10 protein-coding genes are annotated in these 12,227 nt (G+C 44.0%); 5 read left to right on the top strand and 5 right to left on the bottom strand.

Annotated elements, in window-relative coordinates:
- The first annotated feature begins 89 nt into the window (after positions 1-89).
- The 3 genes from KIT51_10635 (at position 90) to KIT51_10625 (ending at position 3,707) form a co-directional block, all read left to right on the top strand.
- Positions 90-2,231 carry a glycoside hydrolase family 97 protein gene (locus tag KIT51_10635; protein UYN85347.1) on the top strand — a complete coding sequence of 714 codons (2,142 nt, stop codon included), beginning with the start codon at positions 90-92 and terminating at the stop codon, positions 2,229-2,231.
- A gap of 283 nt (positions 2,232-2,514) precedes the next feature.
- Positions 2,515-3,195, top strand: coding sequence for a DUF4386 domain-containing protein (locus KIT51_10630; protein ID UYN88560.1), 681 nt, complete (start codon positions 2,515-2,517; stop codon positions 3,193-3,195).
- A 125-nt stretch (positions 3,196-3,320) separates the two neighbouring features.
- Positions 3,321-3,707, top strand: coding sequence for a DoxX family protein (locus KIT51_10625; GenBank protein ID UYN85346.1), 387 nt, complete (start codon positions 3,321-3,323; stop codon positions 3,705-3,707).
- Positions 3,708-3,878: 171 nt separating this feature from the next.
- Here KIT51_10625 and KIT51_10620 read toward each other — a convergent pair whose 3' ends face one another.
- The 4 genes from KIT51_10620 to KIT51_10605 are packed head-to-tail and all read right to left on the bottom strand — an operon-like array spanning position 3,879 to position 8,579.
- Positions 3,879-5,456 carry a gliding motility-associated C-terminal domain-containing protein gene (locus KIT51_10620; GenBank protein UYN85345.1) on the bottom strand — a complete coding sequence of 526 codons (1,578 nt, stop codon included), beginning with the start codon at positions 5,454-5,456 and terminating at the stop codon, positions 3,879-3,881.
- 24 nt (positions 5,457-5,480) lie between these two features.
- On the bottom strand, positions 5,481-6,053 hold the full coding sequence (locus tag KIT51_10615) for a hypothetical protein (protein UYN85344.1): 573 nt from the start codon (positions 6,051-6,053) through the stop codon (positions 5,481-5,483).
- A 31-nt stretch (positions 6,054-6,084) separates the two neighbouring features.
- On the bottom strand, positions 6,085-7,464 hold the full coding sequence (locus KIT51_10610; protein ID UYN85343.1) for a hypothetical protein: 1,380 nt from the start codon (positions 7,462-7,464) through the stop codon (positions 6,085-6,087).
- Entirely contained in the window at positions 7,461-8,579 is a 1,119-nt protein-coding gene (locus KIT51_10605; protein UYN85342.1) for a hypothetical protein, read from the bottom strand. The genes KIT51_10610 and KIT51_10605 overlap by 4 nt, the downstream gene beginning before the upstream one ends.
- A gap of 172 nt (positions 8,580-8,751) precedes the next feature.
- Between KIT51_10605 and KIT51_10600 the strand changes: the two genes are divergently transcribed.
- Entirely contained in the window at positions 8,752-10,731 is a 1,980-nt protein-coding gene (locus KIT51_10600) for a sensor histidine kinase (GenBank protein UYN85341.1), read from the top strand.
- Positions 10,728-11,339 carry a response regulator transcription factor gene (locus KIT51_10595; GenBank protein ID UYN85340.1) on the top strand — a complete coding sequence of 204 codons (612 nt, stop codon included), beginning with the start codon at positions 10,728-10,730 and terminating at the stop codon, positions 11,337-11,339. Before KIT51_10600 ends, KIT51_10595 begins: the two co-directional genes overlap by 4 nt.
- 2 nt (positions 11,340-11,341) lie before the next feature.
- On the opposite strand, the gene KIT51_10590 is transcribed toward KIT51_10595, so the two are convergent.
- On the bottom strand, positions 11,342-12,226 hold the full coding sequence (locus tag KIT51_10590; GenBank protein UYN85339.1) for a glycosyl hydrolase: 885 nt from the start codon (positions 12,224-12,226) through the stop codon (positions 11,342-11,344).
- Position 12,227: the final 1 nt, after the last annotated feature.

Below are 12,227 nucleotides of genomic sequence, written 5' to 3'. Positions count from 1 at the left end.
CAAACGTCCGTTGACGAACAGGTTAAAAAGGGTTGTATTCAAGCGGATATCTTTATAGTATTGAGAAGATCATTTAATCAGTAATTACAATGAACCGGGCCTTTTTTACAGTCTTACTTATTCTTTCTACCGCAATAATTTATGCACAGGAACTCCGCTCACCCAACAATCAGTTGGTGATGAGCTTTTCACTTCAGGGCAATGGCATCCCCACGTATCAACTATCCTATAAAGGAAAACCTGTAATCAAACCCAGTTCCCTCGGATTGGAATTGAAAAACGATTCGAAATCACTAATGAATGATTTCTCCATAAGCAATGCACAAACTTCTACACATGATTCATCATGGCAGCCTGTGTGGGGTGAGGTTAAAAGCATCCGAAATCATTACAATGAGTTGGCCATTACACTAATCCAAAAGGAAACTAACCGACAACTGATCATCCGGTTTCGGCTGTTTGATGATGGACTCGGATTTCGCTATGAATTTCCCCTTCAGTCAAATTTGGCATACTTCATTATTAAAGAAGAGCGAACCCAGTTTGCTATGACGGGCGACCACACCGCATTTTGGATTGCAGGTGATTACGATACGCAGGAATATGATTATACCACCTCTCGCCTTTCCGAAATCCGCAAGCTGAGTAAAGACGCTGTTACACCAAATGCCTCACAAACACCGTTTTCGCCAACCGGAGTGCAGACTGCCTTGATGATGAAAACCGATGATGGACTGTACATTAACCTGCACGAAGCTGCGCTGATCAATTATTCCTGTATGCACCTTAACCTGGATGATACGAATATGATATTTCAATCGTGGCTGACGCCCGATGCCACAGGCGATAAAGGAAATATACAGGCCCCAGCACAATCACCCTGGCGCACCATTATGGTAAGTGACGATGCGCGCACCATTTTGGCTTCTGCAATGACGTATAACCTGAATGAACCATGCAAGATTGAGGACACTTCGTGGATTAAGCCCATGAAATATATGGGCGTGTGGTGGGAGATGATTACCGGAAAAAGTTCATGGACTTACACAAACGATTTACCGTCTGTACAATTGGGCATTACGGATTACACCACTGTAAAACCAAATGGTACCCACGGGGCAACTACCGCAAATGTGAAACGCTATATTGATTTTGCTGCCGAACATGGTTTTGATGGACTATTGGTAGAGGGTTGGAATATTGGTTGGGAAGATTGGTTTGGAAACGAAAAAGACTACGTGTTTGATTTTGTAACACCGTATCCGGATTTCAATCTGCCGGAAGTTCGTGATTACGCCCGCCAAAAGGGAGTGAATATGGTGATGCACCACGAAACTTCCGGATCGACACGCAATTATGAGCGCCACCTGGACAAGGCTTTTCAGTTTATGAAAGACAATTATTATGATGCCGTTAAAACAGGTTATGTCGGGCCAATCCTTCCGAAGGGATATCACCATTATGACCAATGGACGGTAAATCATTATCAGTATGTGCTCGAAAAAGCTGCCGATTATAAAATTATGATCAACGCACATGAGGCAGTGCGACCTACCGGTATTGCGCGCACGTATCCAAACCTTATCGGTAATGAATCTGCCCGCGGCACGGAGTTCCAGGCGTTTGGTGGATCAAAGCCAAACCATGTTACCATCTTGCCTTTTACACGGTTGATTGGTGGCCCGATGGATTATACGCCCGGAGTTTTTGAAATGGACATTAGTAAACTTAATCCCAATAATAACTCGCATTGCAATAATACATTGGCTAACCAATTGGCCTTGTATGTAACCATGTACAGTCCATTGCAAATGGCAGCCGACCTTCCTGAAAATTACAGCAGGTTTTTAGATGCGTTTCAGTTCATAAAGGACGTAGCAGTAGATTGGGATGATAGCAAATATCTGGAAGCCGAACCCGGACAATACATTACCGTTGCCCGCAAGGCAAAAGGAAAAAAGGATTGGTATGTTGGTAATGTAAATGGCGAAACGCCACGAACATCGACTATTTCATTTGGCTTCCTTGAAAATGGCAAGACTTACCTTGCTACTATTTATGCCGATGCCGCAAATGCACATTACAAAACCAATCCACAGGCATACACCATACGAAAAGTTGCAGTAACTAATAAATCAAAACTATCACAACGTTCGGCTGCAGGTGGCGGATTTGCAATTAGCATAGTAGAGGCTAATAAAGCGCAAGTGAAGGGGTTGAAGAAGTTATAGAAGTGCCAGATGCTTAGCTTCAATCTAATAAGTAGAAGCCATCTCAAAAATAAGGTTAACCACTAAGGGCACGAAGAAAGCACAAAGTTCACAGAGAAGAAGATTCTGAATTGTAACGCTTTGTGTCCTTTGTGCAGATCTTTGTGTACTCTGTGGTTTAAATAATTGCATTATTGATATGGATTCTAATTTCTTTAATAGGCGAGATGTATACCCCTCAACTTCAGATAGACGTATGACCTGTAACTTTATGGTGGTCAGAATCGTCTCTAACCTTTAAATAATCAATATGAATGATCAGCAAAAGGATTTGGTTGCTACTGCCCGCATAACAGGCATGTGGTATTTGGTTTTGGCCGTTTCTGGCGTGGTAGGTTTTCTTGTTGTGCATCCGCAGGTTTTTGTATCCGGTGATGTATCAAAAACAACTGCCAATTTAAGTGAACATGAAACCCTTGCCCGCCTGCGACTTTTGCTGGAGTTTGCAATTTTGGTTTCACAAGCCCTGGCTGCGGTTTATTTCTTTAAGCTGTTTAAAGACATCAATCATTTCGCTTCGTGGGCGTTGGCCGCCTGGGGCATGATGAATGCGGGGGCAATCATGATAAGTGCTATAGCAATGGGTGGGGCTATTAACGTTGCAAACGCTGATGCAATAGTGGGAGACAAATTGATCATGATTCAGATTTTCGATCAGCTTATTAAAAACGCCTGGGGGGTAGGAAGCCTCTTCTTTGGCCTTTGGCTTATCCCGATGGGGTATATCGTGGTACAATCCCAGCGGATGCCGGTCTGGTTGGGTAGGGTACTGATACTCGGTGGAGCCGGTTATGTCGCCAGTGCCTTCTTGAATTATGCAGACATTAACTTTCCAGGCGATGATTTGATAACAATACCGGCAACGGTTGGAGAGTTTTGGATGATTGGCTATTTGTTGCTATTCGGAATACGGCCAAAACAATGATTAACCGGTTCTTAACTATAGTAAATTAATGCCCGCACCGGTGAGAAAAATTTTAACCAAATGATTTTGGTGTTTATTGTGGCTGTATTTAGCTTTCGGTATCCATAAAATGAATTTTTCAAAATATGACCAAGCCTGACACAAAGCGTACCACCATCGTGTTCTGGATTTTTACGGTATTGTTCTGCGCTTTCATGATGATGTCTACCATACCCAACATTCTTTCAGCACCCGAATGGGTAGAGGTTTTTAAACAACTTGGGTACCCCCTGTACATGTTGCCCTTTATTGGTGTTGCCAAATTGCTGGGCATCATCGCCTTACTGGTGCCTGGTTTTCCCCGCATTAAAGAGTGGGCCTATGCCGGTATGTTTTTCGATTTAACCGGGGCTGTTTACTCTGGTTTGATGACAGGTGGCTTCCATCCGCAAATGTTGATTATGTTAGTGCCCTTTGTTTTAGGAGGATTATCGTACATATATCATCATAAACGACTATCGGCAATAAATTAAAATGCGTTTTATTTATTGTGCAATGGTCGAGTACACAAGAACTGCCGAAATCGACAAATAATCACCAACCTTTTGTGTAACGAGCATGCATCGGGTACTGTGCGCATGACTAATCATGTATTGAGCGGAATAAAGTTATGAGTTTTTTATATCCGTTTTTTTTTGAACAGTTTACCTTTTCAACGAAAGAAACCCTGTGCGAACAGTACCCCTTTTAAAGACTATTTTGTATAGGTAGGTTCCTGAGGGAAGTTCACTTCCATTTTTAGATGTGCCCCTAAAAGCCCGGGTGGTATTGTTGTAGTCCTGAGTTTCCCAGACTACATCGCCCCATCGGTTATAAATGATTACCCGGTTTTCCTTTGTTTCGGGCAATAAGTCAATGTATTCAAGGTATAAGAAGTCATTTTTTTCATCGTTGTTTGGCGACAGTGCATTGTATACCGTGATATCGCCAACCACCTCCACTTGAAATTGCTGATCGGTGCAGGTGCCCAACACATCACAGGCTCGTAAGGTAAAGAGGTCTGTTCCTGTAAACCCAATACCTGTATAATTAATAGTAAGAATGCCGGTGGCATCAATGAAGGTAGGTGCACCGCTAACGGTAGGGATAGTGATTTGCAGCGAACTAATATCAAGCGTATTGGAAGTTGTTATAAGCGGTATCAAATCTATGGTTACAATACCTCCGATTTGTGTCAATAACGGAACAGGATTTATTACTGGCGGGATCAGCACAACTGTGAAGTTCGATGCACTTAAAGTAGAATGGCACCCAACGGTTACTTCAATAAATCCGCTAGTTGTGCCTGCCGGCACTTGTGTAAGTACGCTGGTTGTAGTGCTAGCCGATACAGACGCGGTTAGGCCATTAAATTTGACAAGGTTATTGGCTGGGATGTCACTGAAGTTGGTACCCGTTATCGTAACGATCGTTCCGATGGGTCCGCTGGTAGGCGAAAAGGAAGTAATTGTAGGAGCCAATATGGAAAAGATTGGCGAGCAGGTTGTTCCAACCGTTATTCCGTTTACGCTTGCCCCGGTAGCGGTGGCGCTGTTTGCCACGGTTATTCCCGCACCCTGGCCGGCCTCATTCAATTTATAATAGGCTACCAAACCGGGCTCATTTCCGGTAAGAGCGGTATTCATGTTTGCGGCAATATCGGTCTGGGTTCGGGGAAAATTCCAAAGCCTGACTTCGTTTATTCTCCCGTTGAAAAACCCCTGAAAGACACCGAAATCACGATCAACCCCAATAGCAAACAGATCATTGTCATAGATAGGAAGCGGTGCAAACCCACTGGCAACCAAAGCACCATCAATATAGAGGTTCTGTGCAGTTGAAATATGATCATAGGTATAGGCCACATGGTACCACTGATTGATCAGGGGAGACCAGGGTGCAAGGATTCGATACGCCAGGTTTGATGGATCGATACCTGCGCGCAGCGAGCCGTCCTGATACCATATAGCATACGAATTTCTCAGGGTTCCGTCTGTGTTATAACCTTTACCTGCAATTGCCTGGTAAATGCCGGCCAGCGATGTGAAATTTACTTGTGCTTCGATGGTTAAACTGGAAGGACGTAAGGCAGGATTATCAGGAACCTGAACATAGTCTGTAATACCATTCAATAGAATGCCCTGGGCGCAAGCCACGAAGGAATGGAAAATCAATGCAAGCAGAAAAACTACTCTTGTGGTTCTTATTGACATCTGCTTATCAATTTGCGAATAACTTCTCATGATCTGGTTAAAATACCCGTTTGTTTACTTCACCGTAAACATCCAGGTAGTCTGAATAAAGGTTCCATTATTATTTTTATCCGTAACACTAACCTGGCACGTGTACGTCTTGCCAACTTCCATGGGTGCTCCTACTGTAAATGTTGCCCGCAGTACCAAAGCATCTTCCACCGACATACCTTCTGAGTACGAAGCCAGCAAATCATCTTCGCCCACCACGGGTCCGGTATCGCCCATTAAAATCATTCCGAGTTTAGGGTAGGCTTTACCGTCTTTAAGTGTGTAGTTTTTAATTCCCTCCAGCACGATGGAGAATTTGGAGTTGAGCGGCACTTCTTCTCCTTTTATCTTTTTATCGTTGCCATCAACGAGATGTATCTTTTCAACCGTAAGCCCCTCATAAATGGTTTGCAGGTTCGTATTGTCGATGTCACCTTTAAAGCCTTTGGTTCCATCCGTTGTGGTAATTTCATTAGCCTTGATTTCCATGTCACCTAACTTTATGGTTTCAGATTCCTTTTTTGATGAGCCGCCACATCCAGTGAGCAATAAACTTGTAAGGGTCATTGCTACGATTGCTTTCTTAATGTTCTTCATATGGTTTGGTTTAATTCTGTTGAGCATTTGTTTACTTCACTTTTACTAAAGGATAATGAACACCCGGGGCATCTTTCTTGGCCATGTGTAATATCCGGCCACCTCGCACCGCTTCAAAGTAAGCGGTGAAGACTTGTGTTTTGCCACCATAACCGGTGAAGGTAATTTCCCAATCGGTTACGTTAAATGTCCCTTTGTGTTTGTCATTAAAGAATACCTGCGAGCCTCCCATGGTTCCTATGGCACCCGAAATGTTAGCGTTGTAGTCGTCTGTGCTTCTGAAGAAGAACTCCTGTCCGCCTTGCGAATATTGCATTCCCGCACTCTGCCCCGTATACACATTATAATATTGGAGAGCTGAACCATCCGAACCGCTCCAATCGCCAACCACATCCTGCTTGGTTACGGCAAAACGATTACTTCCGCGCATGTCTTTCAAACTGGCTATGCTTGGAAAATGCTTCAGGTATTCCTCCTTGGTGGGGGCAACGGCTTCTACACAGAAATAGGCTCCGTTAATGATCGTGCGGAAGCCAATAAATACCTGGTTGCCAGTGCTACGCTCAATGGCTGTTCCTTCGGCATAGTAGTTATATAATCCACCAAATGAACCTACATCAGGATTTAGCCAAAGGTTGATTACATCATATCGCGGAGTAATCAGTTTATCCCAGTTTTCCTTTGTAGTGCCCGACTCACTTGACAGCGAATTGGGTGGAATGGGAAAACCGTAGTGGATATAAAACTTTGTGTTTTCCTTGGTTACTAAAACATAGTCATCCATCGCTTTTGCTGTCCAGCCATCATCAAAGTATGTGGTGGATTTGGTAATGCCGCTTCCGTTGGCGCCACTGGTAACGGGCTTTGGGTCGGATTGTGTCAGGGTTGGCGCTGGTACAGTTGATGACGGGGACTGTGACGGCTTTTGTAAATCGATGGAATTAAGAAATGCCTGAATATGGCTCATATAGGTTTGCGAATTCATGGTTACGGTAATCACAACTTCGCGTCCATAGCCGGAAATGGTATTAAGCAAAATAAGGGACGACTTACCTTGCCACGTAAACGGACTTACACCTGAATGGGCTGTCCAGCCGTCTTCAACAGATGTTTCCGGTACAGGTTTGGTAGAGCCTTGGTAGACTTTGGTAACTAGTTCATTCCACTCATGATCAAAATCTGCGGCAGGGGTACGATTACTGATGATACTTTTGTAAACTGAAAGCCGGCTCCAATTACCCGTTTTGTTATTGGTGATGACAAACGAAACAACATTATTGGTGCTTTCCCTTTGCCATCCCTTTGGAGGAGTGAAGGTAATGATATCGAAGGTTTCGCGGAGTTGCGCCTGTGCGGCATAAACGGATAGTATAAGCAGCAAGGGGAAAACAGGTTTTGCAAATGGTTTCATTTCCCGAGCATGGTTTTGAGTGAAGTAAAGTCAATTGCGTTCAATAAATCTTCCTTTGCCTTCTCAGACAAAAGGTTATCGCCTGTTTCAGGCATCCGGAAATGCACGGTGAAAAATTGGGGCGATGATTTGGGCAACTGAGGGTTGAAATAAACGGGATTTGGCCGTATAGCATACATGGCATAGCTGTGATCTTCGGTCACAAAACCTTCAAATTCATTGAAGCCTTTTATGTGATCGATGATGGCCGGCTCCTGTAGGGCGGGATGGTCGGGTGATTTTAGTATGCTCTCAACTACGGCCAGCGATTTGCCGTACATTCCTAGTTCAATGCTTCGTTGCCTTTCTGCCGCTACCTTACTTTGATCCCTGAAAGCAGTAGCTTCTTTTTCATTGAATTTCTTTATGTTCTGATAGGCTTCTTCGTTCGATTTTAGAGTTTGATTGAATTGAGCTTCTGTTTCCTGAATTTTCTTTTGGTAATAGACTTTAAGACGCTCAGCCATTTCTTTACGGCTAATTACCACAAAGGGTAATTTTGAATCCTGCGAAATTACCCAACGGTGATCACCGGTACTCCCTTTTCCATCCCGCCAGTACCACATGCCATTCTTTAACACCGGCTTTTGATCAATTAATCTGAAAGCATCTGTCTTGGGATTCTCTTCATTCGGTTTTGTTGGTACGAAAAAACTCTGCCCGAATTCAAGGGAAAAATCATTCGCACAAATCCATAAATAGGCGCTTGCTCCGCGGTTTTCCATTGCTTCTTTGGTATAAACACAGGGATGTTCAGCGATATAAAAATAAGCGTAGTAATAATTTCCAGGCTTGGAAATTTGAGGTAACCTGGAATTCTCAAAATGAGCACCACCAAATACAATGTCAACTCCCCTGGGAGAAACGTACTTCTTTTGAATAGGCTGAATAATGTTGTTAACGATTGTTTGTTGTTTGGCCAGGTCGGCTACGGCAACCCCGTAGGTTGAACTTTTCATGCCTGGGATCCAGTTACCGGGTTGCTTCAAAATGTCTTCTTTTGTACAGGGCTGAGAAGTAGCTGCAATGGCGCTCATTAAACAGACAATAGTGACGAGCGTGGCTTTAGTTTTCATTTTTATATCAGTTTTAGTGTTTAATCCCTCTTGCTTCAACTGCTATTTGAGAGTATAAAATTGCAGCAATAGTGTATCTCATCTCTCCCCGAAAAAGGGGATTTTTAAAAAAGACAGTTTGTTACCCGACTACCATGTGAACGGATCGGTTAGATTTGTATAGGAATCTACTATGCAACTGCGACTCATTCTATTCTTTGCTCTTCTTTTTCAGATTATCCATGTCTGCGCTCAGGATTATCTTGATCGGGATAGTTTATGGCGTGTGCTTAAAAATTCGAAGCCCGACACAAATCAAGTCAAGCTATACATTCAGCTCGGACAGCAGTATGAAAATAATAACCCCGACTCCGCATTGTTGCTTTATGAAAAAGCACTTGAACTCAGTGCGCATCTAAATTATACAAGAGGGATCATAAGCTATTACACCAATGCCACGTATGTCTATAACCTGATGGGTCGGTATGACACTGCGCTTACTTTAAATCTTAAATCGGTTGAAATAGCCCGCGCCTTTGGTGACCCGGAACGACTGGCAGCCTGCCTGGGAAATGTTGGCGCTTCGTACATGCAACTGGAGCGACAGGAGGAAGCAGTTGAAACATATTTACAGATTGTTCCAATCTATGAGAAACTTGGCGACAAAAGAAGATTGAGTTCTATATACGATAACCTTTGCACCATCTATTTTAACCTGTATCAGTTTCCAAAATCTATTGAGTATGGCGAAAAGTCACTACAACTTAGCCGGGAGATCAATAATGTAGTTGGAATAATTTCAGCTTCGGTTAATCTTTCCATGCCACTCAACAAGACCGGACAGGTTAAAAGGTCAATTGAATTACTCAAGGAGGTTCAGAAGTTGGCAAAGAAAATCGATCACCAATACGCATTGCTGATTTCAGCGATGCACTTAGGTGATGCGTACATCAGGCTGAGTAATTTTCAGGAGGCCAAACGATCCTATCAAGATGCACTGGCGCTCGCACGGAAACTAAATGATTTAGTCTCGGAAGTAATTGTTTTGCGGGGGTTGGCAACTTGCTTATATACGGAGGGGCAAATCGCTGAAGCGGAAAGCAATGCCCGGCAGTCGCTACGGTTGGCGATTACCAATAATTACCTGAGTCATATCGGTCATGCATACGCGGTGCTGGCAGAAATCGCACTTTTCAAGAGAGACTTCAAAGGGAATGTAAATTATTCTTTAAAAAGCGATTCCATTCGAACGTTGTTATTAAACGAATCGGTTACCAAAAACATCCAGAATGTCGAGGCCAAATATGAATCACGGCAAAAGGAGCAACGTATAATGGAACTCCAGCAGGAGACCGCCATTAAAGATCTTACCATCCGGCAAAGCAGGTTATTCAATTACATACTTGTTGTATCGCTATTGGCTTTGACGATCATTGCTTTGTTAGCCAGGCGTACGTACCAACAAAAGAAAAAAATATTTGAGAAAGATAAGCAGGTGCAGGCGGCACAGATTGCAAAACTGGAAAGTGAAAGGCAATTACTGGCCAGTGAAGCCGTCATCAAAGGACAGGAGGAGGAGCGGGGTCGGCTCGCCAGAGACCTTCACGATGGACTGGGCGGTCTGTTATCAGGTGTAAAATTTTCACTATCGAATATGAAATCAAATGTCATTCTTGATACAGACAACCAGTTGGTATTTGAGCGGTCGCTGGATATGCTGGATCATTCTATCTCTGAGCTCAGGCGCGTAGCGCACAACATGATGCCGGAAGTGTTGGTGAAGTATGGGCTTCCTGAAGCCTTGAAAAGTTATTGTGACAATCTGCGGCAGTCACAAATTTTTAAAATTGACTTTCAATCCATTGGTATGGATAAAAGGCTGGAGGGAAAGACAGAGATTTTTATTTTCAGGATCGTGCAGGAATTGCTCAATAATGCTGCACGCCATGCGAAGGCTACTGAAGTGCTGGTGCAAGTAGCACGTCAAGAGAACCAGATCACCATAACAGTAGAAGATAATGGAACCGGTTTCGATGTTGTAAAGGAAAGTAATACTATTGGCGCGGGTTGGACTAATATCCGTTCGCGGGTTGAGTATTTGAAAGGTAAACTCGATGTGCAGTCCACTGCGGGTCAGGGTACTTCCGTACACATCATAATCCCCGCCACATGATCCGCGTGTTTATCGTTGATGACCACCCCATGGTGATAGAGGGCATCAGGAGTATGTTGCTGCAACTACCCGAAATGGAAGTGGCCGGTCACGCCATGAATGCCGCTTCGTGCCTGGGATACTTTGTGAAGAATACAGCTGATGTTGTGTTGCTGGATATTAATCTTCCCGATCAAAGTGGAATGGAACTATGTAACGCACTGCTCAAAAGAAATCCGGAAATGAAAATCATTGCACTTACCAATCTGGATCAACTTACTTATTTGCAAGGCATGAAAGAAGCTGGCGCGTGTGGCTATCTGTTAAAGAATTCCGCAGCGGATGAAATTGAATTAGCCATTCGGAAAGTGATGGAAGGAAAGGAGACCTGGCTGGGTCGGGACGATGTGCGTGACAGTATTCACGACCATAACAGATTATTATTAACCCGGAGAGAACTCGAAGTACTTAAATTGATTGCCGAAGGTTTAACCAATCATGAGATAGCTGAAAAACTATTTGTGAGCGACAGCACGGTGGATTCGCACCGAAAGAACCTGATTTCAAAATTACAGGTTAAAAATACTGCTGCATTGGTGCGAACTGCCTTAGAGAGGAAAATTATTTAAAGCTAAAATTTCAACTTTTCATCCTTATCCCACAAACCCCAGTAGGCACCCACATCACCTTCAGCACCTACTTTCCAGGCTTCATCAAAGGATGAGAAGTAAAAAACTTTAATGTTATCCTCCGCTGACCACTTCTGGGTGTTGATGAAGTACTTGATGAAATTTTCCTCTGATGGCATGGCAGCTCCGAAGTTGCTGCCCTGGCTTGGCCAGCCCGTTTCGCTGATGATCACCGGCTTTCCGTTGGCAGCGCGTGTGGCCCTGTTGTACATCTCTTTCATGTACAGCAGGGAATAGTCGATATGGCAACCTTCCCAGTACGGGTAACAGTTGGCCAGGACCACATCGCATGCCGCAGTGATCCTCGGCTTCACATCAAATTCGAAATAGGCGTCAACGTAACCAACCGGAATTCCGGGTATGGCCTGCTTCACGCGATTGATGAAAGCAATTAATTCATCTTCAGTCAGGTCGCCACGAAGCATCACCTCATTGCCGACAGCGGCTATATCAACATAGCCTTCCTTTGCCAGTTTGATGAGATTCTCTATCTCCTCCTGGTTGATCTTGTCGTCCTTACCCAGCCAGGCGCCTACCAATGTTTTGATTCCGTATTCTTTGGCTATTTTCGGAATGAGCTCGTTTCCTTCCGTGCAGGAAAATGACCGGACCCATTGGGTATACGGCCGGATGATTTCCATCCTTCTTCGTATCTGCGCTTCGCTGAGGATATCGCCCGGTTTTTGTCCTTCGGTATACGCGCTGAAACCGATGCCGTACATGCCGGCATTCAGCACTTTTCTGAACAGTTGTCGTAATGATTCCACAGTGGCACCTTCGAACGAGACACCTGCCAGTGCTAAAATTTTATCAGCCTTAGTCGACATA

The organism is Cyclobacteriaceae bacterium, from assembly GCA_025808415.1.
Taxonomy (GTDB): domain Bacteria; phylum Bacteroidota; class Bacteroidia; order Cytophagales; family Cyclobacteriaceae; genus UBA2336.
The sequence above is the reverse complement of the archived record's forward strand: the minus strand, read 5'-3'. Positions and strand labels throughout refer to the sequence as shown.

Bases quoted from the DNA above. Each gene is read 5' to 3' on its own strand.
- KIT51_10615 (UYN85344.1), bottom strand. From the start codon at position 6,053: ATGAAGAACATTAAGAAAGCAATCGTAGCAATGACCCTTACAAGTTTA.
- KIT51_10590 (UYN85339.1), bottom strand. From the start codon at position 12,226: ATGTCGACTAAGGCTGATAAAATTTTAGCACTGGCAGGTGTCTCGTTC.
- KIT51_10610 (UYN85343.1), bottom strand. From the start codon at position 7,464: ATGAAACCATTTGCAAAACCTGTTTTCCCCTTGCTGCTTATACTATCC.
- KIT51_10595 (UYN85340.1), top strand. From the start codon at position 10,728: ATGATCCGCGTGTTTATCGTTGATGACCACCCCATGGTGATAGAGGGC.
- KIT51_10620 (UYN85345.1), bottom strand. From the start codon at position 5,456: ATGAGAAGTTATTCGCAAATTGATAAGCAGATGTCAATAAGAACCACA.
- KIT51_10600 (UYN85341.1), top strand. From the start codon at position 8,752: ATGCAACTGCGACTCATTCTATTCTTTGCTCTTCTTTTTCAGATTATC.
- KIT51_10635 (UYN85347.1), top strand. From the start codon at position 90: ATGAACCGGGCCTTTTTTACAGTCTTACTTATTCTTTCTACCGCAATA.
- KIT51_10625 (UYN85346.1), top strand. From the start codon at position 3,321: ATGACCAAGCCTGACACAAAGCGTACCACCATCGTGTTCTGGATTTTT.
- KIT51_10605 (UYN85342.1), bottom strand. From the start codon at position 8,579: ATGAAAACTAAAGCCACGCTCGTCACTATTGTCTGTTTAATGAGCGCC.